This is a genomic window from Xanthomonas sp. NCPPB 1128 (assembly GCF_001043115.1).
Lineage (GTDB): Bacteria > Pseudomonadota > Gammaproteobacteria > Xanthomonadales > Xanthomonadaceae > Xanthomonas_A.
In genome coordinates this window covers 77596-96648 of record NZ_LFME01000002.1, presented here as the reverse complement: position 1 = coordinate 96648, position 19053 = coordinate 77596, and the positions used below count along the sequence as shown (strand labels likewise).

General features: G+C 67.6%; 44 protein-coding genes. 26 read left to right on the top strand and 18 right to left on the bottom strand.

The features are described 5' to 3' along the window. Positions 1-83: 83 nt before the first annotated feature. The 17 genes from ACP93_RS02350 to ACP93_RS02275 form a co-directional block, all read right to left on the bottom strand. Entirely contained in the window at positions 84-485 is a 402-nt protein-coding gene (locus ACP93_RS02350) for a hypothetical protein (RefSeq protein ID WP_048489241.1), read from the bottom strand. After that, positions 482-772 (bottom strand): hypothetical protein, encoded by a 291-nt coding sequence (locus tag ACP93_RS02345; protein ID WP_048489240.1) that lies wholly within the window; start codon positions 770-772, stop codon positions 482-484. Before ACP93_RS02345 ends, ACP93_RS02350 begins: the two co-directional genes overlap by 4 nt. 2 nt (positions 773-774) lie before the next feature. After that, positions 775-1137, bottom strand: coding sequence for a Gp49 family protein (locus ACP93_RS02340; protein WP_048489239.1), 363 nt, complete (start codon positions 1135-1137; stop codon positions 775-777). A 9-nt stretch (positions 1138-1146) separates the two neighbouring features. Beyond that, on the bottom strand, positions 1147-1584 hold the full coding sequence (locus ACP93_RS02335) for a hypothetical protein (protein WP_048489238.1): 438 nt from the start codon (positions 1582-1584) through the stop codon (positions 1147-1149). Then, entirely contained in the window at positions 1581-1802 is a 222-nt protein-coding gene (locus tag ACP93_RS02330) for a DUF7940 domain-containing protein (protein ID WP_048489237.1), read from the bottom strand. Before ACP93_RS02330 ends, ACP93_RS02335 begins: the two co-directional genes overlap by 4 nt. Continuing rightward, the gene (locus ACP93_RS02325) at positions 1799-2110 is read right to left on the bottom strand and encodes a coiled-coil domain-containing protein (protein ID WP_048489236.1); all 312 of its coding nucleotides are present in this window, start codon (positions 2108-2110) and stop codon (positions 1799-1801) included. Before ACP93_RS02325 ends, ACP93_RS02330 begins: the two co-directional genes overlap by 4 nt. 2 nt (positions 2111-2112) lie before the next feature. Next, on the bottom strand, positions 2113-2607 hold the full coding sequence (locus ACP93_RS02320; RefSeq protein ID WP_048489235.1) for a hypothetical protein: 495 nt from the start codon (positions 2605-2607) through the stop codon (positions 2113-2115). Positions 2608-2713: 106 nt separating this feature from the next. Continuing rightward, on the bottom strand, positions 2714-3232 hold the full coding sequence (locus ACP93_RS02315; RefSeq protein ID WP_131721571.1) for a hypothetical protein: 519 nt from the start codon (positions 3230-3232) through the stop codon (positions 2714-2716). Beyond that, a complete protein-coding gene (locus tag ACP93_RS02310; protein ID WP_131721570.1) occupies positions 3229-3684 on the bottom strand; it encodes a RuvC family protein in 456 nt (151 codons plus the stop codon). Before ACP93_RS02310 ends, ACP93_RS02315 begins: the two co-directional genes overlap by 4 nt. A gap of 44 nt (positions 3685-3728) precedes the next feature. Then, positions 3729-3941 carry a hypothetical protein gene (locus ACP93_RS02305; RefSeq protein ID WP_048489233.1) on the bottom strand — a complete coding sequence of 71 codons (213 nt, stop codon included), beginning with the start codon at positions 3939-3941 and terminating at the stop codon, positions 3729-3731. Beyond that, entirely contained in the window at positions 3938-4123 is a 186-nt protein-coding gene (locus ACP93_RS02300) for a DNA-directed RNA polymerase subunit omega (RefSeq protein WP_048489232.1), read from the bottom strand. The genes ACP93_RS02305 and ACP93_RS02300 overlap by 4 nt, the downstream gene beginning before the upstream one ends. Continuing rightward, a complete protein-coding gene (locus ACP93_RS02295; protein ID WP_048489231.1) occupies positions 4120-4488 on the bottom strand; it encodes a Ref family recombination enhancement nuclease in 369 nt (122 codons plus the stop codon). The genes ACP93_RS02300 and ACP93_RS02295 overlap by 4 nt, the downstream gene beginning before the upstream one ends. After that, positions 4485-4610, bottom strand: coding sequence for a hypothetical protein (locus ACP93_RS22425; protein ID WP_255347922.1), 126 nt, complete (start codon positions 4608-4610; stop codon positions 4485-4487). Before ACP93_RS22425 ends, ACP93_RS02295 begins: the two co-directional genes overlap by 4 nt. After that, on the bottom strand, positions 4607-5167 hold the full coding sequence (locus tag ACP93_RS02290; protein WP_048489230.1) for a hypothetical protein: 561 nt from the start codon (positions 5165-5167) through the stop codon (positions 4607-4609). The genes ACP93_RS22425 and ACP93_RS02290 overlap by 4 nt, the downstream gene beginning before the upstream one ends. Continuing rightward, a complete protein-coding gene (locus ACP93_RS20775) occupies positions 5164-6588 on the bottom strand; it encodes a replicative DNA helicase (RefSeq protein WP_131721569.1) in 1425 nt (474 codons plus the stop codon). The genes ACP93_RS02290 and ACP93_RS20775 overlap by 4 nt, the downstream gene beginning before the upstream one ends. Continuing rightward, entirely contained in the window at positions 6471-7193 is a 723-nt protein-coding gene (locus ACP93_RS20770) for a helix-turn-helix domain-containing protein (RefSeq protein ID WP_053069662.1), read from the bottom strand. The genes ACP93_RS20775 and ACP93_RS20770 overlap by 118 nt, the downstream gene beginning before the upstream one ends. Next, positions 7190-7567, bottom strand: a complete 378-nt coding sequence (locus ACP93_RS02275; protein WP_048489229.1) for a helix-turn-helix domain-containing protein — start codon at positions 7565-7567, stop codon at positions 7190-7192. Before ACP93_RS02275 ends, ACP93_RS20770 begins: the two co-directional genes overlap by 4 nt. Positions 7568-7627: 60 nt before the next feature. On the opposite strand from ACP93_RS02275, the gene ACP93_RS21965 reads away from it, so the two are divergent. Further along, positions 7628-7789: a hypothetical protein gene (locus ACP93_RS21965; RefSeq protein WP_157862423.1), complete on the top strand. Its 162-nt coding sequence runs from the start codon at positions 7628-7630 to the stop codon at positions 7787-7789. 43 nt (positions 7790-7832) lie between these two features. Here the strand turns inward: ACP93_RS21965 and ACP93_RS02270 are convergent, their stop codons facing one another. After that, positions 7833-8033: a helix-turn-helix domain-containing protein gene (locus ACP93_RS02270; RefSeq protein ID WP_162208493.1), complete on the bottom strand. Its 201-nt coding sequence runs from the start codon at positions 8031-8033 to the stop codon at positions 7833-7835. A 79-nt stretch (positions 8034-8112) separates the two neighbouring features. Here ACP93_RS02270 and ACP93_RS02265 point away from each other — a divergent pair, with 79 nt between their 5' ends. From ACP93_RS02265 to ACP93_RS02155, 25 genes are all read left to right on the top strand, one after another. After that, positions 8113-8796 carry a S24 family peptidase gene (locus tag ACP93_RS02265; protein ID WP_048489227.1) on the top strand — a complete coding sequence of 228 codons (684 nt, stop codon included), beginning with the start codon at positions 8113-8115 and terminating at the stop codon, positions 8794-8796. A gap of 9 nt (positions 8797-8805) precedes the next feature. Further along, positions 8806-9027 (top strand): hypothetical protein, encoded by a 222-nt coding sequence (locus ACP93_RS02260; protein WP_048489226.1) that lies wholly within the window; start codon positions 8806-8808, stop codon positions 9025-9027. A gap of 114 nt (positions 9028-9141) precedes the next feature. After that, positions 9142-9465 carry a hypothetical protein gene (locus ACP93_RS02255; protein ID WP_048489225.1) on the top strand — a complete coding sequence of 108 codons (324 nt, stop codon included), beginning with the start codon at positions 9142-9144 and terminating at the stop codon, positions 9463-9465. Continuing rightward, positions 9462-9698 carry a hypothetical protein gene (locus ACP93_RS21625; RefSeq protein WP_131721568.1) on the top strand — a complete coding sequence of 79 codons (237 nt, stop codon included), beginning with the start codon at positions 9462-9464 and terminating at the stop codon, positions 9696-9698. Before ACP93_RS02255 ends, ACP93_RS21625 begins: the two co-directional genes overlap by 4 nt. After that, positions 9695-9916 (top strand): hypothetical protein, encoded by a 222-nt coding sequence (locus tag ACP93_RS02250; protein ID WP_048489224.1) that lies wholly within the window; start codon positions 9695-9697, stop codon positions 9914-9916. The genes ACP93_RS21625 and ACP93_RS02250 overlap by 4 nt, the downstream gene beginning before the upstream one ends. 2 nt (positions 9917-9918) lie before the next feature. Further along, positions 9919-10146: a hypothetical protein gene (locus ACP93_RS02245; RefSeq protein WP_048489223.1), complete on the top strand. Its 228-nt coding sequence runs from the start codon at positions 9919-9921 to the stop codon at positions 10144-10146. A gap of 121 nt (positions 10147-10267) precedes the next feature. After that, a complete protein-coding gene (locus tag ACP93_RS02240) occupies positions 10268-10588 on the top strand; it encodes a hypothetical protein (RefSeq protein WP_048489222.1) in 321 nt (106 codons plus the stop codon). Further along, positions 10585-10836, top strand: coding sequence for a hypothetical protein (locus ACP93_RS02235; RefSeq protein WP_131721567.1), 252 nt, complete (start codon positions 10585-10587; stop codon positions 10834-10836). Before ACP93_RS02240 ends, ACP93_RS02235 begins: the two co-directional genes overlap by 4 nt. A gap of 18 nt (positions 10837-10854) precedes the next feature. Next, positions 10855-11397 (top strand): hypothetical protein, encoded by a 543-nt coding sequence (locus ACP93_RS02230; RefSeq protein ID WP_048489364.1) that lies wholly within the window; start codon positions 10855-10857, stop codon positions 11395-11397. A 75-nt stretch (positions 11398-11472) separates the two neighbouring features. After that, on the top strand, positions 11473-12114 hold the full coding sequence (locus ACP93_RS02225) for a pentapeptide repeat-containing protein (RefSeq protein WP_048489220.1): 642 nt from the start codon (positions 11473-11475) through the stop codon (positions 12112-12114). 38 nt (positions 12115-12152) lie between these two features. Then, positions 12153-12746 carry a hypothetical protein gene (locus ACP93_RS02220; protein WP_048489219.1) on the top strand — a complete coding sequence of 198 codons (594 nt, stop codon included), beginning with the start codon at positions 12153-12155 and terminating at the stop codon, positions 12744-12746. A gap of 161 nt (positions 12747-12907) precedes the next feature. Beyond that, the gene (locus ACP93_RS02215) at positions 12908-13801 is read left to right on the top strand and encodes an ATP-binding protein (protein WP_048489218.1); all 894 of its coding nucleotides are present in this window, start codon (positions 12908-12910) and stop codon (positions 13799-13801) included. 2 nt (positions 13802-13803) lie between these two features. Further along, the gene (locus tag ACP93_RS02210) at positions 13804-14418 is read left to right on the top strand and encodes a hypothetical protein (RefSeq protein ID WP_048489217.1); all 615 of its coding nucleotides are present in this window, start codon (positions 13804-13806) and stop codon (positions 14416-14418) included. Continuing rightward, entirely contained in the window at positions 14418-14642 is a 225-nt protein-coding gene (locus tag ACP93_RS02205; RefSeq protein ID WP_048489216.1) for a hypothetical protein, read from the top strand. Before ACP93_RS02210 ends, ACP93_RS02205 begins: the two co-directional genes overlap by 1 nt. Continuing rightward, positions 14639-15340, top strand: a complete 702-nt coding sequence (locus ACP93_RS02200) for a hypothetical protein (RefSeq protein ID WP_048489215.1) — start codon at positions 14639-14641, stop codon at positions 15338-15340. Before ACP93_RS02205 ends, ACP93_RS02200 begins: the two co-directional genes overlap by 4 nt. After that, positions 15337-15591, top strand: coding sequence for a hypothetical protein (locus ACP93_RS02195; RefSeq protein WP_048489214.1), 255 nt, complete (start codon positions 15337-15339; stop codon positions 15589-15591). The genes ACP93_RS02200 and ACP93_RS02195 overlap by 4 nt, the downstream gene beginning before the upstream one ends. Continuing rightward, a complete protein-coding gene (locus tag ACP93_RS21960) occupies positions 15588-15743 on the top strand; it encodes a hypothetical protein (protein WP_157862422.1) in 156 nt (51 codons plus the stop codon). The genes ACP93_RS02195 and ACP93_RS21960 overlap by 4 nt, the downstream gene beginning before the upstream one ends. Continuing rightward, positions 15736-16563, top strand: coding sequence for a hypothetical protein (locus ACP93_RS02190; RefSeq protein WP_204243624.1), 828 nt, complete (start codon positions 15736-15738; stop codon positions 16561-16563). The genes ACP93_RS21960 and ACP93_RS02190 overlap by 8 nt, the downstream gene beginning before the upstream one ends. Further along, positions 16560-16748: a hypothetical protein gene (locus ACP93_RS02185; protein ID WP_048489212.1), complete on the top strand. Its 189-nt coding sequence runs from the start codon at positions 16560-16562 to the stop codon at positions 16746-16748. Before ACP93_RS02190 ends, ACP93_RS02185 begins: the two co-directional genes overlap by 4 nt. Further along, entirely contained in the window at positions 16745-16966 is a 222-nt protein-coding gene (locus ACP93_RS02180; protein WP_048489211.1) for a hypothetical protein, read from the top strand. Before ACP93_RS02185 ends, ACP93_RS02180 begins: the two co-directional genes overlap by 4 nt. Continuing rightward, complete coding sequence (locus ACP93_RS02175; RefSeq protein WP_048489210.1) at positions 16963-17406, top strand: hypothetical protein; 444 nt, start codon at positions 16963-16965, stop codon at positions 17404-17406. Before ACP93_RS02180 ends, ACP93_RS02175 begins: the two co-directional genes overlap by 4 nt. Then, positions 17399-17698: a hypothetical protein gene (locus ACP93_RS02170; RefSeq protein WP_048489209.1), complete on the top strand. Its 300-nt coding sequence runs from the start codon at positions 17399-17401 to the stop codon at positions 17696-17698. The genes ACP93_RS02175 and ACP93_RS02170 overlap by 8 nt, the downstream gene beginning before the upstream one ends. Further along, complete coding sequence (locus tag ACP93_RS22195) at positions 17698-18189, top strand: XF1762 family protein (RefSeq protein WP_048489208.1); 492 nt, start codon at positions 17698-17700, stop codon at positions 18187-18189. The genes ACP93_RS02170 and ACP93_RS22195 overlap by 1 nt, the downstream gene beginning before the upstream one ends. Beyond that, positions 18182-18538, top strand: a complete 357-nt coding sequence (locus ACP93_RS22190; RefSeq protein ID WP_228135932.1) for a hypothetical protein — start codon at positions 18182-18184, stop codon at positions 18536-18538. Before ACP93_RS22195 ends, ACP93_RS22190 begins: the two co-directional genes overlap by 8 nt. Next, positions 18531-18752, top strand: coding sequence for a hypothetical protein (locus tag ACP93_RS02155; protein WP_048489207.1), 222 nt, complete (start codon positions 18531-18533; stop codon positions 18750-18752). The genes ACP93_RS22190 and ACP93_RS02155 overlap by 8 nt, the downstream gene beginning before the upstream one ends. Positions 18753-19053: the final 301 nt, after the last annotated feature.

The following is a 19053-nucleotide window of genomic DNA, read 5'->3' as shown; positions in this document are numbered from 1 at the left end:
CCCAGCACACACCGGCGATTGGCTCCCGTCGCAAGCTTCTGCGCCGGCTCCTGCACACCCAGACGCGGCAATCGTACTACGCATCACGCTGGCACCGCCGTCAGCACCAGCGGGCCGGCCTGCACCGCCTCGTCGCCGAAGAACGGCATCGACGGCACGACGATCACGTAGCGCTGCACGTAGGTCTCGCCGTTGTCCAGCGTGGCCACGCAGCGTAGCGCCACCTGCCCGGGGAAGCCGACGCGCACCTGCACCTGCGCCGTGCGTGCGTTCGGGATGGCCGCGTCGCTCATCGACGCCACGCCCAGGCTGGACAGCCGCCACTCGGCCGAGGCGATCGAGCGGGCCGGCGACAGCGCTCCGTTGAAGTCGGCCACGACGCAGCGGCGCTCACCGGGCGGCACGCTGACCTGGTGGATGCGGGTGCGGTCGTGCGCCGAGACGTAGGCGCGGCTGACGGTGCCGATTTCGTCGCAGGCGCTCACGGCTTGCTCTGCTCCTGGGCCGGCGCGGTCAGGCGGCGGATCTCACCCATGCGCTGGTCGCAGTCGGTCTGGCTCGGGATGTTGGTGTTGTAGGCGGACACCACGGCCTCGATCGAGCGCTGCTGCGCATGCACCGGGGGGCAGCCGGCGGTCAGGCTCTTGGGCAGCTGCGCCGGCACCTCGACACGCACGTAGACCTTCTCGGGGATCTGCGGCTTCACCGGGGCGGAGCACCCACCCCAGCCAGCGAGCGGAAGCAGCACGACGATCAACAGGAGGCGGTGCATCGTCAGCCCGCCAGCTTGTCGCGCAGCCGGAAGCCCAGCAGCGGCCAGACTTTCGCCACGGCGTTCTGCCGCGCGATCTTGCGGCCGATCTCGGCGTCGAAGTTCTCCGGGCTGGCGCAGGCCGATTCGCCGGTGACGGTGAAGCCGTTGCGCAGCACGAGCACGCAGAAGGTGAGCATTTCCAGGGGTGCATGCGGCAAGGAGTCCTCACCATGAAACTTGGTCAGCGCGAACTCGCTGGCCGCGCCATGGGACGCGGTGAAGTAGTACTCGCTGGCGATCTCCGCCTCGATGTCCGCCGGCTTCACGCGCGGCGCGGTCAGGCCCTTGGCCTGGATTTCCTGTTCGATCTGGTGGTCGGTCATGGCCTGCTCCTACAGCAGTGGGATCTCGGGGCACAGCTCTATCGCGAGCTGCGAGCGGCAAGTTGCATTGGCCTTGGCCGCCTGCAGGGCCTTGTCGGCGCGCGCGGCGGCCGCGGCGGCGGCGCTGGTGGCCTTCGCGGCACGAGCGTCGGCGATCTCGGCGGCTCGCTTCCAGTCGTCCGCTCGCTGCTTCGCCAGCGCGGTATCGCGGTTGACGTCGGCCAGCGCCGCGCCGCACGCGTTCGCCGACGCCAGGCGGTCGGCGGCGAGTTGCTCGGCCTTGGCCTGCGCCTTGCCGGCAGCCGCCACCTTGTCGGCGGCGTCGGCGCTCTTCATGCGCTGGCCTAGGTTGCAGCCAGCGATTAGCACGACGCCGGCCAGCAGGCAGTAGCCGACCACGCGGATAGTGGCGAGGTAAGGGCGCGCGGGGTCCGGGGTGGCGATCATGCGCGCGGCGCCGGGGAGTTCTGCCGCACGATGCGCGCGATCACGCCGGCGGCGCCCATGCTTCGGATGATCCACTTCGCCGGGCCGGGAAGCTCATCCATCCAGCCGAGCGCGGCCACGCCGTTGTAGATGTCCGGCAACAGCGCGATACCAGCGAACACCTGGACGCTGGCCAGCTTCCACGCGCGGCGCCAGTCCTCGATCAGTTCGACCTTCATTTCATACCTCGGAGCTGCTTCAGCTCCTTGATTTCCTGGTCGTGCTGCTCGACCTTGATCTGCGTCTTCGCGACTTCCAGCTTCAACGCCGGCACGTCCGCCAACTGCGTGTTGATGGTCTGCAGCTGCTGCGTCATCGTCGCCAGTTGCTGCGCGGTGGCCTGCTGCTGGCCGAGCATCGACTGCACCGACCCCAGCAGCCAGTAGCCGCACATGACGATCGCCGCGCCCATGACGCCGGCGGCCCAGCGCTCCACAGGCCCCAGCGCGACACGTGCGCGGCCGTCGTTGCCTGGCTGCACTTCCATGTTCACCCCTGCACCGCCCGGAGCGCCTGCGGGTACACCGTCGCCCAGCGGTCACGGTGCGGCTTGCCCGGCCGCCAGGCCTCGATGTACTGGTTCCAGGCCTCCTGCTCGTCGCCCAGCGCCGGCAACGCTACCGGCAGCGTCCACAGCAGCAGGCGCGCGAAGCCGGCCGCCAGAACGTCGTCGCGTTCGAGCGCGTCGAATACAGCGGCGATGGTCGGCGCGATGCCGTGGCGCTCGCACAGCGCCCGCGCGCGCCGCTGGCTGGATGAGTGCGTCAGCACGCCGCGCACGCCGGCGGTCTCGAACTGCCACAGGCCACGCGCCGGGCCGCCGATCTGGTGGCGGGTCTTCAGGCCGGATTCCTGCATGGCCATGGCCAGCAGTTGCACGCGCGCCGGCGGTGAGTCCATGCCGTCGCCTATCTCGACGAGCGCAGGCACGATGATCTGCGACAGCGCCAGCGCGGGCGCGATCGGGAGGGGTAGGAGCGACATGGGGGTCCCTTCGGGGAGGCCAGAAACGCAAACGGCCCGCTCGATGGCGGGCCGCTGACGGACTTCTGAGGAATGGCGCCGAGAGTAGATCAGCGTTCGGAACGCGTCAAGCGTCGAGGTCGCGGCGCACCCACCCCTTGGCCTCCGCCAGACGCTCCCGATAGACGCCAAGCCGCAGCCCCAGGTGGTCTGCCTTGTCGCGCTGGCCGCCGAGCACCGTGCAGAACTGGGTCCGCAGCGCGGTCGCCAGGTCGTGCTCCTGCCGGCGTAGTCGGGTCACGGACTGCTCCACGCGCAGCGCATCGGCGGGAATGCTGAAGTCCGGCGCCAGCACCTTCGCCGCGCCGGTGCGGGTCTGCGTTCCGCGGACTGGTTCGACGGTCCACGCCGGCACGAGATGGACGACGCCGGCGTCATCGACCAGACCGGCGGCAACGCCCAGCATGCGCCGCCGCGCCACGCCGCCGCGGTCCATCGTCGTCGATTGCCGGATCGTCGCCGGCCGGCCCAGCCCGGCGAGCGCCGATGTGCCGTACATGCCGGCGCCCTCTTCCTGCTCCTGGCGGCGCGGGCCGAACGCCCAGCCCCACAGGCGCAGCAGGTTGTCGAATTCGTCGCGGGTCATGCTGCCCATGCCCCCTGCTCTGTGTGTTCGTGGTACAGCGCGATCAGCAGCGCGTCGGCGCGACCGTCGTCCTTCTTCCGCTGCAGCTGCGTGGCGGCAGCCGGGAAGCGCTGCAGGGCGAGCTGGCGCGCCGCGTCTTTGTCCTGCCCCAGTAGCCCCATGCGGCGCTTCCACACCGCCGGAATGGCACGGGTGTAGGGAATGCCAAGGACCTGAAGCACGGCGCGCGCCTGGCCGTAGCTGTCGCCGAATCGGAAAGCCGTTGTGCCGCCATCGTTGGGCCGCGCACCGACCTTCTCGATGCAGGCACAGACGTAGGCGCCGGGGTGCGCGGCACGCTGTTCGCGGATCCACACCGCCAAGGCCCTTGCGTCGACCTCCCGCCAGTCGCCGACCAGCACCGTCGGCATGTCCAGGATCGGGCCGGCCTCACCATCGATCAGGGTCGCCACCGCACCGGTCAATCCCGGGTCCACACCGAACGTCAGCCGCATGGTCATAGCGCATTTCTCCAGGTCGGAATGGTACGCGGCGGCGGCGCGCCCTGGATGCCAGGCAGCTGCTGCACGCGCCCACCGCGAGCGAGGAACTGCTCGACGGTCTCGGCCGGCCCGGTCTGCGCCACTGGCTTCTGCGCCGGCGCCAGACCAGCGCGCTTGCCGACGCGCTGCAGCCGGTCGTGGATCTTCTTGGCCAGCGTCTTGGTCATGCCGCGCTCCGGCGCGGCTTGCGCTCCTGGTCCTCTGCATCCCAGCCCAGCACCCAGGCTTCCCGCAGCGCCCGGTCGTCGGTCGTGATGCCGTAGCGCGGGCCGTCGTCGCGCCCCTTCCCGACCTGGCGCGCGCGGCGCCCGGCCTCCCTCGCCTGCTCGTATCGCTGTTCGTTGATCATGCTGCCCTCGCTGTGTGCTGTTCGATCAGGGTGTTCTGCAGGTCAAGCAGGTAGTCGTCCCTGCCGATCTGCTCGCGGAATGCGCGCGGCTGGCGCGCGTAGGAGGGGCCGAACATCGCCTCGCACTGCGCCGCCGACATGCCGCCGAACGGCTCGCCGCGGTGCGACCAGCTGTTGAGGCCGACGGTGTAGTCGTGGCCGCGCCGCGGGGCGCCGTGCTTGCCGCCTACGGTCAGGTGGTGGATCTCGCAAGGCACGTGGCCCAGGCCGAGGGAGCGCGCGACGATGCAGCCGACTTCGCGGATCGCATCGAACCGCGCCTGCTGCGCGCGCGTCGGAGCGCCAGTGCTGCGGCCGCGCTTCATGCCGCCACCTGCATGCCGCCGGCGAACGTGCGCGCGTCGCGCTCCATGTCGTACACGTCGCAGCCGGGAAGCGTCTTGTAGACGCTATCGGCACGGGCGAACAGGACGGCGACCTGGATCATGCAGCCCTCCGCGCCGGCGCCGGCTGCGTTCCGTTCCCAGCCACCATCAGCAGGTACTCAGCCCGCACTTCCTCGGTCATCGCTGACTGGTAGTGCTGGTCGATGTAGTCGCAGATGCCCAGGAAGAACTGCTCGAACTCGGCTCCGTCCATCTCGTCGAACGCGATCGAGCGCGGCACCTGCACTGCCACCTTGCCCAGCACCGGCCCCAGGTCAAGTTCCATCGGCTCGCAGCACACCCCGGCCTCGCGCTGCACCTGCTTCAGCGCGTCGTGGCTGCCGCGGGCGCGGAACGCCTCGACGTTCTCGACCAGTAGCGCGCCGACGGCGTGCGCCAGGCGGTGGAACTTCACGTTCCGCGGCTTCTTGATCTCCAGCCGCAGTTCGTCGCCTCGTCGGTAGCCGCGCTCGTGCATCAGCTTCCGGTCGATCGGGTGCGCGGCCAGGATGGCCAGCCGCTCCTCGCCAGTCTCCAGCACCACCACGCGCTCCACCACGGCGTAGACCGGCCGGCGCGCGCGCTTGCTCTGCACCTTCTTCGCGGCGGCCGTGGTCATGCGGCCCCCTCGAACTCATCCGCTGCGCTGCGGTTAACGAACGACGTGGTGCCGCCGTGCCAGGTGCAGTAGACCGTGCCGATGTTCCCGTGCCGGTTCTTGACCACATTGATCTCGGCCGCGCTGCGCTCCGACTGGGGGTTCGACTTGTCGCGCCACAGCATCATGATCTGGTCGGCCTCCTTCTCGATCTCGGAGCTGTCGGCCAGGTGGTGCATCGTCAGCCGTGGGTTGTCGCCCGGCTTCTCGGTCTGCGGCCGCCGAACCTGCGACAGCGCAACGACGGGGATGCGCAGGTCGCGCGCCAGGTTCTTCAGACTCCGTGCGATGGCGCCAATCCGCTCGTGCTTCGGCGCCTTCGACAGCGACTCCATCTCCAGCCGCTGCAGGTAATCGACGTACAGCGCCCGAAGGCCGTACTGCGCCTTCCAGCGCCGCGCCACGCGGATCACCTCGGTGATGTCCGGCGAGCCGCGATCAAGGATGTGCACCGGCAGCGCGCCGAAGCGTTCGGCGGCGTGATCCATGCTCGACATGTCGTGCTCGTCGAACTTGCCGGCGCGCAGCCGGCCCACGCCGATGCTGCTGCCCACGGCGAGCCAGCGCAGACCGACCTGGTCGTGCGGCTGCTCGCCCGAGATCAGGCCGACGGGGCCGACCTTCGCGCCGGCGGCCGTGGTGCCCAGCAGCAGGCCTGTTTTGCCTGTGCCGGGAGGCGCGCCGATCACGATCAGGTCGCAGTCGTGCAGGCCGCCCAGCGTGTCGTCGAGGTCGAAGATCCCCGTCGGCACACCCAGGATGCGGCCGCCGTTGGCACGCGCCCGCGCAGCCCCGTCCAGCGCAGCCTGCATCGCGGTGCGCGCGGTGTGTTCGTAGCTGCGGTCATCGGTGTGCAGGTCCATGAGCCGCTGCATCGCGCGATCGGCCGCGCCTTCCTCGCGCTGCTTCGCCGAGGCAGCTAGGTCCAGGCCGATCTGCAGCGTCTCGCGTGCACGCCAGGCCTCGGCGATGATCCGCGCCTGGTAGCCCGCCTCGGTGACCGGGTACAGGTCCGTCGCGCTGCCGATCGCCATCGCCAACTCGGACAGCCGGTGGTCGCCAAGGCGCGCGGCGGCGTCAACCATCGTCACGGGGTCGATCGGCCGGTTCTGCAGCGTCTGCGCCTGGATCAGCTCCCACAGCTGCGCGTGCGCCTCGTGGCCGAAGTGCTTGGCCTGCAGCGAGATCTCCGACAGCGCCGACGGCCGGGCCATGGCGGTGTACAGCACCAGCCGCTCGACGTGGAAAACCGAGTCGTCGCGCCTCATGCCACCAGCCTCGGCAGAGCGTTCGGGTCGCGCTGCTGCTGCTGGCCGTACACGGCCTGCCCGGCCGCCGGGGCACCGTCGCGCGCCAGCCAGTCGGAACGGAAGCTCGCCCACCCACGTTCGCAGCACATCCGCACCGCCGACTCCAGCGTGATCCCGGCCTTGGCGGCTTCCCGCTTCATCCCGTCGACGGCCGTCTCGGTCAACGGCAGCCGCTTCGCCTTCCGGATCGCCAGGAAATCTTTCACCAGGTTCACCGGCAACTCGGGCAGGAGGTCAGCAGCGACAGCTGCGTCTCCCTGACGGTTGCTTCTGACGGTTCTTGTAGGTTCTTTACGGTTAGACCGCAGCTCCTGCGGGGGTGACTGCGGGAGCTGCGGGGGTTTCTGCGAGATCTGCGGGGGTTGCACCGCAGGAGCTGCGGGGGTGCGAGAGCTGCGGGGGTGCAGCTCCTGCGGTGGTTTGTAGGCTTCGGGACGCACCGTGTAGCGCGTGTGCCGGCCGTTCGATCGGTCAGCCACGACCAGCCCGATGTCCTCCAGCCACTTGATCGCGGCGTGCACCGTCCGCTCGCTGAAGCAGGTGCGTTCGCAGATCTTCGGGATGCTCGGCCAGCACTCGCCCTGGTCGTTGGCGTTGTCTGCCAGCGAGATGAGGACGGCTTTCGGCGTCGGCGCCATTTGCATCGGCCAGCAGGCCGCCATGATGGTGGTGCTCATGCAGCGTTCCTCAGGCGAAGTTCGGCGTTCTCGACCTCCAGGCGGTGCAGCCGCTCCTCGGTCGATTCGGTGCGCGGCACCAGGTCCATGCCGCAGTTGTGCGCGACCCACTGCTGCCAGCCCCAGTTGCGCACCGCCCGGGCGAAGTCCAGCGCCAGATCCGCGGGCATGTGCGCGGTGCCGCCGACGATCCGGGACAGCTGCGCCGGCTCCATGCCGATGTCGTGCGCCACCTGGCGCTGCGACTTCTTTCCGACGCGGATCGCCAGCAGCACGGCATCGCCGGAGCTGTGGCACAGGCCGATGAGGTGCATCGGGACGCGGTTGATCGAGGGGACTGCGCCGATCAGCGGTAACGCGTGTTGAGTGGTCATGACTCGTGTTGACGGTTGAGGTCGAGCGGAAATGGAAGGCCGCCACGAGGACGACCCGAGATGGAATTGCTACGAAGACAGACCCCGCACAACGTCACGACGCTGGTGCGGATCGGAGGAAACTGGTTCGCCGTGCGCTGGGTCCGCGGCAAGCTCGTCATGCGGAAGCTGGCTAGCGCGCGTGGCGGCGTAAGCGGATCGCGCTATGCGATCGACCGCTGACGGGTACGTGAGCCAGAGCAGAAGCTGGCCGAGGTCCATGGAGCTATGCAGCCTTCCGGCGCTTCTTCGCCGGCGGGGGGCCGAAGACGTCGGGGCGCAGGTCGCGCGCCTGGAACTGTCGAAGCGGGGGAATCGGCTTTTCGTCTTTCCACTGGCCTACTGCCCAGCGGCCGATGCCAAAGAACCGAGCAAGCTCGGCGTCGGTCTCAAGCTTGAGGGCCTTCTTCACTGCTTGCTTGGTCATGTCCATGGTTGCTGAGTCTAGTGAACTAGACTGCGGTGTCAAGCGCTCTAGTCTGAATGCGCTCTACTGTTCTAGACCTATGGACACGATGGCCGAGCGTCTAAAGCACGCCCTAACCCTCCGCGGCATGACGCCGGGCGACCTGATCGCTCGGAAGGTGCTCAGCAAGGCCGGAATCTACTTCCTGCTGGACGGCACAACGAGCGCGGAGAAGGTGCGCGCCAGCACGGTGACGAAGCTCAGCAGGGCGCTGCAGGTCAACCAAGAGTGGCTGCAGTACGGGCGCGGGCCGATAGAGGGCGGCGAACAAGCGGACGAAGATGACGGCTATGTCGGGATCGTCGGCTACTCCCAGGCGGTCGGCCTTGGAGCCGGCGCCGAGGCAGACGAATACGCCGAGACGCACAAGCTGAAATTCAAGTCTTCTAGCCTGAGACGGCGCGGCATCCACAATCACCCCCTGGCCGTCTACTACGGCAAGGGCGACAGCATGGAGCCGACGATCAAGGACGGCGACGCAATCCTGTTCGACACCTCCGACACCCGTGTGGTCGATGGCCTGCTGTATGTGATCCAGGTGGATGGCATGACCTACCCCGAGTATTTCGTAAAGCGGGCGCTGGTGCTGGATGGCGCCGTTTACTTCCAATCGGACAACCCCGCAGGCGACCACAACTGGCGACGCCCCAGGCGCATGGACTCAAGGCGAGAGCCGATCACCGTGATCGGGCGTGTACACTGGATCGGGGCTTGGGCCGACTGAGGATAGGGAATGGAACCCCTCGCATGGATCGCGGGAATCATCGCTGCAGCACTGCTCGTCATAGCTTTCCGGCGCAAGCGCGTCGCCGAGCGCATCGAGTACTTCGCGAGTCGGGAAGCCGCGCAAGCTTTCGCCGTCGCGCAAGAGGACTCCGGCGACTACCACTGCTGGATTGAGCAAGTCTCTACTCAGCCACCCCGGTGGGAAGTGCGCTGCTACCGCAGAAAATGAACAACGGGCACTCCGTTCATAAATTTCTTCGTCTAGTTTGTCTAGTTCTCTTGACTACCTAGTCTAGTTCGCTAGACTTCTCCCATCGCCCAGCACACGGGCAGGGAGAACGAGATGGGCCGCTACTACACGCGCAACACGCCGACCGAGCATGTCTGCAGGACGTGCCAGGGTGCTGGCGAGCTGACCCGCAACAACTCGTGGGACCAGGACCCGCAGTGCGAGTTCGCGGTGCCGTGCACCGAGCCGCTGTGCTGCGATGGCTGGGTGCGCTGGGCGCCGATCGATCCGCTGGAACTGCTGGCCGCTGCCCGCCCTGGCCACCTGCGCCGCAACCCGATCCAGTCGCAGCGCTACGGCGCGGCATTCGCGCGGGCCTTCACTGACGTTCCGCTGCCGCAGATTGCGTCGGCCATGCCCTGGCAGGTGGCGGCATGACCGCCCCCGCCCCTGTCGATGTGCGCCCGCCAAGCCTGCGCGGCAAAGAGCTTGCCGACATGACCGCAGTAGAACTGCAGGCCGTGGTCTATGCACAGCGAGCTGCCATGACCGAACTGATCGCTGCGTCACGCGATGCTGCTGCGGTTCTGCAGTCCAAGGCTGCCCCCGGAGAACAGGAGACGCCTCGTCGCCTATATGCCGCCCTGGCTCGCGTAGGCGGTGCGCCATGAGCGGCCTTTACTGGCTCATCGCCGCAGTGATCGCCGCACTGCTGTGTCTTGCGTTTCGGCGCAAGCGGGTGGCCGATCGAATCGAGCGGTTCGGCATCCATCAGGACGCTATCCGCTTCGCTGACTCGATGAGCCGTCGCGGCTTCGACTGCTTCATTTCCCACAACGGCATGGAGTGGGAGCAGTGGGAAGTCCGCTGCTACCGCCGGGGGCGCTAGCCATGAGCGCCCAGATCCTGCAGTTCCCGGTGCGCGACTCGCACGACAAGTACCAGATCTCGCACGTCCGGCAGTTGGCGCGTGAGCTGGGCTACGACCCGCGGCAGGCAGAGCGCGATTTCCTCGCCGCCGGCTGCCCGCAGCAGGTGCGCAACGAACTGGCGGAGCGCGCGCGCCGCGCCCGCATGCAGACCACGACCACCGACGACAACGGCCCGGAGGCCGCTTGACCATGGATCACTTCGAAGACATCCCGCCGATCCGCGAGGAAGCGGAAGGCCTGTTCCTGATCGGCGCGTGCTCGTTCTGCGCTGGCGTGCTGTTCACTCTGCTCGTGATGGCGGTGCGCTGATGGCTGCCGAGACGAAGTGGACGCCTGGGCCGTGGGCGCTTGAGACGGTCCAAACTACCTGCGGCAGCTGCCACAAGATTGGCAGCTTTCCGAGCGCCGGGGCGCGCAAGGAAGTGCCTGCTTGCGTGTACGCCGACAACATCCGAATCGGCCTGGATGAAGGAAGCCCGATAGCTGTCGAACTACTCGCCAACGCCCGTCTGATCGCCGCAGCGCCGGATCTCTACGAGGCACTGCAGCGCCTGGAGCAGTTCGGCCACACCGATGCCACCTGGGACTTCGCGCTGCGCGCAATGGCGAAAGCGCGAGGTGACGCGTGAAGCCATCCGCCCTCCTCCGTCTGCTGGCGTGCGGCATGGCCGTCGGCTTCCTGGGCGACCTGTTGCGCCGGTGCGTGATCGTCGAGGCGTGGACCGTCGGCCCGGTGGTCGCCGTGCTGCTGGTGTGGGCGCTGATCGCCACGCACCGGGCATGGCGCGCTGCGCGCCGGCAGCGCCGCAAGCCTGTCCCCTTCATCCGACCGAACACCCCTGACTTCCCCGCGCAGCCCAAGCGCGATATCCGCTAACCAAGAAGGATGCAAGCCATGCTCAACATCAACGAAGAAGACCTGAAAGCCGCAATCGTCGCGAAGGCGGCGGACGAGATCGTCAGCCATGACGACGACTTGTCCGGCCTCATCGAATTGGAAGTGAAGAAGCGCGTTAACGCGATCTTTGTGGATCGAGCCGAAGCGCAGATCCAGGTCGCGATCGATGCTGCGGTGGCCAATTCCTTCGATGCTGAATACCAGCGCGTCACCGCCTGGGGCCAGCCCGACGGGCCGGTGACCACCATCCGCAAGCAACTGGAAAAGACCGTGTCCGGCTACTGGTCAGCCAAGGTCGACGCGAAGACTGGCAAGCCTTCCAGCAGCGACTACAGCAGCGTCACCCGTGCCGAGTTCCTGATGACGCAGATCTGTGCCGAGGACTTCAGCGCTGCGATGAGGCAGAGCGCTCTGAACGTGACGGGCGCGCTCAAGGATGGCCTGCGCAACCAGATCGCCATGCAGATGGATTCTTTGCTCAACGAGCTGTTCCGCATCAAGTCGCTGCAGGACCAGGGCAAGGTCGAAAAGCCCTACTGATCCGACTTCCCCGAACCGCCGCGGCGCGGCATCCGCTGATCCACTACCAACCAGCCCAACCAAGGAAGCGTCACTATGAAATTCGAGATCAAGAAACGCTGGAGCGGCAATGTCCAGTACAGCTGCGAACTGTCCGCCGAAGTCGCCGGCAAGTCGTATGGCGTGCAGCTGGGATTCGCCGTCAAGACCGCCGCGGCCAGCGGTGCCGACCTGCGCTGTGCCGACCTGAGCGGTGCCGACCTGAGCGGTGCCGACCTGAGCGGTGCCGACCTGCGCTGTGCCGACCTGAGCGGTGCCGACCTGAGCGGTGCCGACCTGCGCTGTGCCGACCTGAGCGGTGCCGACCTGAGCGGTGCCGACCTGCGCTGTGCCGACCTGAGCGGTGCCGACGGCAGCCGCTGCCCCGTCGTCATCAAGGACATTCACCAGGCCGTGTACGCCGCGGCGTCGCAGCGCGAGGCGCTGGACATGGGTTCCTGGCATGCGTGCAACACCACGCACTGCCGCGCGGGCTGGGTGGTGACGCTGGCCGGCGATGGCGGCCGCGCCCTGGAATACGCGTTCGGCACTTCCGTCGCAGCTGCGCTGATCTACATGTCCAGCGATCCGAAGCTGGAGCGCATCCCCGACTTCTACTGCGGCAACACCGAGGCGCTGGAAGACATGCGCCGCCTCGCCGAGGCCGAGGCCGAAGCCGCTGCTGCCAAGCAGGCCTAACTCCCCGCCGGCGCTGCCGGCCCTACCGAGAGGCAACCATGTTCCAACTCGACGACGCGACCGCGAAGGTCGCCAACTTCAACCCCCGAGCCGAGAAGCACGGCCAGGACAATGTCACCGCCGGCGACATCAAGATCGTGGTGACCACGTCCAACGGGGTGCTCGACCACTTCAGCAAGAAGCTGCGCGCGGCGCTGTACCGCAAGGCGCTGAAGGGCGAGCAGCAGGATCTGATCGACGGCGGCGAAGCGCTGGTGGCAGTGCAGTTCCCGCGGATCGGCGCTATCGCCTGGGACGAGGAGTTCCCGGGCTACGAGATCGAGATCGGCGGCAGTCTGGGTCTGACCGAGCCGCTGGTGCTGGTGGACGTGACGCTGAAGAAGTTCCGCTTCCAGCCCCTGGAAGGCGGCAGCGTCGCAGTCACCTTCAGCGCGATCTGCCACCCCGACGCCGAGGAAGCCGGCCAGCTCTGCCAGCTCATCCAGAACGAGGTGCAACTGATCGTGCGGCCGCCGACGAAGCCGGCGCAGCAGCCGCAGGCGGATGTCGGCGACACGCTCGACCATCAGGACGCCGCGGATGCCGACGCCGAGGCGCAACGCCTGATCGAGGCCGGCCGCCAAGCCGCCTGACCCTTTCGCCCTCCCTGGGCACCCGAGCCGGCCGGGCCACGCCGGCGCCTTCCCGCCATGCCAACCGACCGCGACGAGTTCCCGGACGTCACCGATCCGCGCGAACCCGACCTGCCCGATCCGACCTATCCCTTCGACCAAACGCCTTTGGAGTTCTAACAATGGCTCTCCGCATCGTCCGCTCCTCCGACCCGATCAAGGTCAACCGCCTGAACCTGTGCATCTACGCCGCGCCCGGCCTGGGCAAGACGTCGATTTCGTTCACCGCCGACAAGCCCCTCCTGCTGGACTTCGACCGCGGCGCGCACCGCGCCACCAACCGCAAGGACACCGTGCAGGTGGAGTCCTGGGAGGACGTGGCGAGCATCACCGCCGACGACCTGGCCGACTTCAACACGGTGGTCGTGGACACGGCCGGCCGCGCGCTCGACGTGCTGACCGCCGACATCATCCGGCGCAACCCGAAGGCGGGCCGCGGCGGCGCGCTGACGCTGCAGGGCTACGGCACGCTGAAGGCCGAGTTCGTCGCGTGGCTGAAGCACCTCAACGGCCTGGGCAAGGACGTCGTGCTGATCGCGCACATGGACGAGCAGCGCAACGGCGACGAGATCATCGAGCGCCTGGACGTCCAGGGTGGCAGCAAGGGCGAGATCTACAAGGCGGCCGACGCGATGGGCCGGCTGTCGATCCGCGACGGCAAGCGCGTGCTGAACTTCAGCCCGACCGACGCCGCGTTCGGCAAGAACCCTGGCCAGCTGGACCCGCTGGATGTACCGCGTCCGGACCTGGCGCCCACGTTCCTGGCCGACGTGATCGAGCGCATCAAAGCGCGGCTCAACGAACTGACCGAGGAGCAGCGCGAAGCCCAGGCGGTCATCGAGAAGTGGCGCGAGCGCCTGGCTGACGTCGAGGACGCCCCGGGCATCAACGCGCTGGTGGCCTCGGCCGCAGACGCGCCGATGGTGGTCAAGGCCCTGATCAACGATCGCGCCAAGAAGCTTGGCCTGAACTTCGACAAGAAGGCCGGCGAGTACGTCGAGCAGAAGGCGGCCTGACCATGCGCGTGTCCGCCACCGAGATCGATGCGTTCCGGTACTACCGGGACAACGAGGACGCCGAGCTGGAGCCGTTGCTGGCCCAGCTGCGGCGGCAGATGGAGCCGACCGAGCCGATGCTGGCCGGTTGCGCGTTCCATAAGGCGCTGGAGCTGGCCGAGCCGGGCGAGGTCGGCGTGTTCGAGCAGGACGGCTACCGGTTCGAGATCGCCGCCGACGTGGAGATCGACATCCCCGACGTGCGCGAGCTGAAGGCGACGCGCGACTACGTCATCGCCGGCGTGCCGGTGACGCTGGTCGGCATGGTCGACGCGATCCATGGGCGCCGGGTGGACGACCACAAGACCACCGCGCGCTTCGACCCCGAGCGCTTCCTGGACAGCTACCAGTGGCGCATCTATCTGGAGGTGTTCGGCGCCGATGAGTTCCGCTGGAACGTGTTCGAGTGGAGCAATTCGGAGCGCGAGCCGAAGACCTACGTCGTGCGCGCGGTGCACCTGCTGACGATGTACCGCTACCCAGGCTTGGCCGCGGATGTAGAGCGCGAACTGGCGGCGTTCGTCGCATTCGCGCGCCAGCACCTGCCCGAGCGGTTCACCGCTGCCGAGGCCGCGTGATGCTTCGGACCTGCACCCACTGCGCGCGGCGGCTGCCCGAGACCCAGTTCAACTGGGCCGGCGGCAAGCGGCGCGGCGCATGCCGGCTCTGCGACAACGACGTGCAGCGCACCCGCGCGCCGCTGGCGCCGGTCCGCATCGACCCGGTGCAGGTCCGACTCAACAACCTGGCGTGCCTGTGGTTCGGCCCGGCGCGCCGCGAGACTCTGAGGAACGCAGCGTGAAAGAACGACCGATCCTGTTCAACAGCGCGATGGTGCGCGCCATCCTGGCCGGCCAGAAGACCCAGACGCGGCGCCCGATCAAGGATGTCCCGTCGTGGGAGCACTTCGGCCGCGACATCATGGACTGGGATCTTTCCGGAATCCATCAACTCGGGTACGGAGATGACGATCAGCTCGAAGGAACCGACAAGTGGTATCTCGATGTCCAGACCGATGTCGATGACCACAGTCGCAGGGTGATTCACTGCCCCTTCGGCAAGCCCGGCGACCGGCTGTGGGTGCGGGAGACGCACTTCATCAACGACTACCGAGGCGCACGCGTACCAGAAGACGAGCGCGCCGACGTCGAGCTGGTCTACGCGGCCACCGACGAAGACTACGTGCGGAATCTGGAAGATGACGAGGGCTTCGCCTGGCGCCCCAGCATCCACATGCCGCGCTGGGCGTGTCGCCTGGTGCTAGAGATCACCGACGTGCGCGTAGAGCGGCTGCAGGCGATCAGCGAGGAAGACTGCGCGGCCGAAGGGGTCACACGCGACACGGAGCCGTGTGACCACACGCGCCGGAGTTGCGCAGACGTCGGATGCCTCGGGCCGACCTATCGCTCCTCGTTCGCGGATCTCTGGACCAGCACCGGCGGCGACTGGGACAGCAACCCGTGGGTCTGGCTAATCGGCTTCCGGAGGATCGCAGGATGATCCGACCCTTCACTCGCCGCGCGCCGCGACGCAATGGCGGCTTCAGCTGGGGCCGCGTGCTGCCCAGCGAGCAGACCGTCACCTACCGCCTGTTCCGGCGCGACCTGACCGGCGCGCTGCACTGCTCGATGCACACCTTCCACGCCGCTACGCCGCGCCGCGCCATCGCCAACGACCTGCGTCGCGCGCGCCACAAGCTGCGCGACCGCGTCGACGAGATCGACCTGGCCACCATGGGGATCACCGCATGAACATCCACGAGAAAGACAAGCTGGCCGCCCTGCAGTGGGCCGTCGAGCGCGCACGCGAGGCCGCCGCCGGCGACGAGCTGGTCCGCCTCAATGTCCTGCCGGCGCTGCAGCAGCTGCGCGACGATGCGCAGCGGGACGTGCGCCGTGGCTGACGGCAGCTCTGCACAACTTCGGATCCTGAGCCTGGGTGCCGGCGTCCAGTCCACGACCATTGCCCTGATGATGGCCCACGCCGAGATTGCGCCTTCTGATCGTGCCATCTTCGCCGACACGCACGCGGAGCCGGCAGCCGTATACCGTCACCTGGAATGGCTGCTACCCAGGCTGCCATTCCCCACCGACGTGGTCAGTGCCGGCGACCTTGGTGCGGAGATTCTGGCGGCTTCCTCCGGCGAGGCACGCAACGACGCCAGACCCCCGTTCTACGTGAAGAACCCGGACGGCTCGCGCGGCATCTTGCGCCGCCAATGCACCGGAGACTACAAGATCGACGTCATCCGCAAGCGCGTGCGCGAGCTGCTGGGTGTTGACCGAGGCCACCGAGTACCGGCAGGACGAATGGTCACCCAAGTGATCGGAATTTCCCTCGACGAAGCCGGCAGGATGAAGGTCAGCCGTGATAAATGGCAGGCGAACGAGTACCCGCTGGTCGACTTGCGGATGACCCGTTGGGATTGCGAACAGTGGCTGCGCCGCAACGGGTATCCGATCCCGCCGAAGTCGGCTTGCGTGTTCTGCCCGTACCGCCGAAGGGCGGAATGGCGCCGTCTGCGCGACGAAGCGCCCGAAGACTTCCAGCGGGCGATCGAGATAGATCGGGCGATCCGCACGCCGGGCTACGGCCGCCTGGTAGGTGAGTGCTACGTACACGACAGCATGGTGCCGCTGGAGCTCGTAGACCTCTCGACAGCCGAGGAAAACGGCCAGCCGAACCTGTGGGACGACGAATGCGAAGGGATGTGCGGCGTATGACCGACCAGCTTTTCCCCCGCCAGCCGCGCCGGCTGAAGCAGCCCACCAAGGACCTGCTGCGTCAGCACCTGGCCAGCATCACCGAAGAGAATATCCGGCTCCGCGCCGAGGTCGAGCGGCTGCGCTCCACCTGGTGGCGGCGCCTCATCAACCGCGTGCGTCGCGCGCCCAAGGACATCGCATGAGCAAGTACGACCACCTGGATGACGCGATCATCGACGCGATCGGAAGCGGAACGAGCACTTTCACATCCATCTGCGCCAACGTCGACCACGAGGTAAGGGTTATCGCCGCCGATGGGCCGAAAGACAAGCCAGAGTGCCGCTACGTCGACGCGCGGCTGCAGGCTCTGCGAAAGCAGGGTCTCATCAAGTTCGCCAAGGGCCACTGGAGCATCGCATGACCACGACCATCACCCCCGATGCGCCGGACCTGCCGACGATCATCGCTTCGATGCACAACTTCGCCGACGTGGCCGACAGCTGCGAAATCACGCATGGCAATGCGCCAGCGGCGATCCGCGCATGGATCTGCATGCTGCAAGCCCTCCCCGAGCTACAGGCAGCGCAGCCGCAGGCCGAGCAGCACGACCGCGCACGCGAAACATCGCGCCGACAAGCCGCCGTCGCCCATATGCTCGCCGAGGGCTGGAGTTGGGACGGTTTGCAGTGGTGCCGGGAGCCGCAGGCCGAGCAGCAGGGCTTGCCGGAACTATTCGTCCAGTGGCTGGAGCGCGAGATGCCCGCCGGAACCGTCATCGGGCGGCCGGCCTGGTGGGCGCCGAAGTTGGTGCGCGCCCTGCGCAACGCCGAGCGCGGCGTGCTGGGAGGCTGCAATGGCTGACACCGAACAGCGGGCGCTTTTCAAGTCGTGGTGGGATAGGACTCGCCCACTCGAAAGCGGATCATTTCACTACGAAGTTGCTTGGCGCGCATGGCAAGCCGCCCTCGCCTCGCAGGCGCAGGTGCCGGATGGGTGGGTGCTTTCTCGCGAGGGCGACGACATCCGGATTACCGCCGACGGCGTAGCCAGCTTCTTGGTTCGCCGGACGCTTTTCAGGGGTGACTTCGATGAGTTTGTGTGGCTATTCCTCGACGCCATGCTCGCCGCCGCGCCGGCGCAGGAGGGGCGGTGATGCTCGAACTTCGCCCGATAACCCGCGACGTGGCAGACGATTTCGTCCGCGCACATCATCGACACCATGGCATACCAGTCGGTGCCCTGTGGCGCCAGGCAGTGCACGATGACGCTGGTCGCTTGGTCGGCGTCGCCGTCTCCGGCCGGCCGGTGGCGCGAGCCTTGGATGACGGCCTGACCGTCGAGGTCACGCGCTTATGCACGGACGGAGCGCCCAATGCCTGCAGCATGCTGTACGCGGCAGCGCGGCGCGCGGCTGAGTCGAAAGGCTACCGCCGCGGCCTGACGTACATTCTGGCCAGCGAGTCTGGCGCGAGCCTGCGCGCATCTGGCTGGAAGTTCCTGTGGAGCGTCCGCGGCCGTAGTTGGAATTGCCCCAGCAGGCCGCGGACGGACAAGCATCCGACCGAGGACAAGCAGGCTTGGGGTTGGGGCGCCTGGGCAAGCGGCGCGGAGCTGAACGCGCAGGAGGGCGGCAGCCATGGCTGAGCGCCAGCACGCCCTCCCGAGGCAAGCCCGCAATAACGGAATGGCGTTGCGCGGCCGCCCGATCCGAGTTCCGCGCGGAAAGGCCACGGTTCGGCAGATCCTACGCCAGCACCTCCGCGAGGAGGGCCACCGCATGCAGGAGCTGGCAGGCCCGTGGAAGTGCAAGCCGCAGACGGTCTACGACATGTTCTACGACGGCCGCGCGTTCTCGCCAGCGCATATCGACGCGGCTGCGGCCTTTCTGCGGCTTGACGAGCACGACACGGCCGAGCTGCGGATCCTCGGTGCGCGCGAGGCTGGATGGAACATCGACCCGCAGTACCTGCTACAGGAGAATCAGCATGGCTGACAACGAGTTTTCGACTTTCTGGCTACTGTTCGGGAAGTACGGCGCCACGATGACGATCGAGCAGTTGCGCGACGCCTTCTACCCCGGCAGCTCCATGAAGACCATGGCGAACAAGCACAGTGCACGCCTGCTGCCCGCAAGGACAGGCGACGTATACGACACGCGGGATGTGGCGGTGTGGTGGGATTCCCAGCGGAAGGCCGCCGCGTCTTGAGCGCTGCCGCCGCTGCCTCAAATAGCCGCCTGCGGGCGGCTTTTGTTTTTCATGCCGCCACGGGCTACTGCGCCATATGTGTACCACCAACCCGGAAAGCCCCGCTCTGGCTAGGCGTCGGTCCAGTCCATCATCGGGGCAACGGACAGGCGCAGCGAGGCAGCGTAGCGCGCGGGGAGATCGGCGGCGGGGAGCGGAAGCGTCATCGGCACGGCGGACGGGCGCCGTCGGCATCTGCCGCAGCGCCAAGTCATTGGCTTAGGGATCAATAGCTTACACGTTCGCCATGAACGTTGCCGGT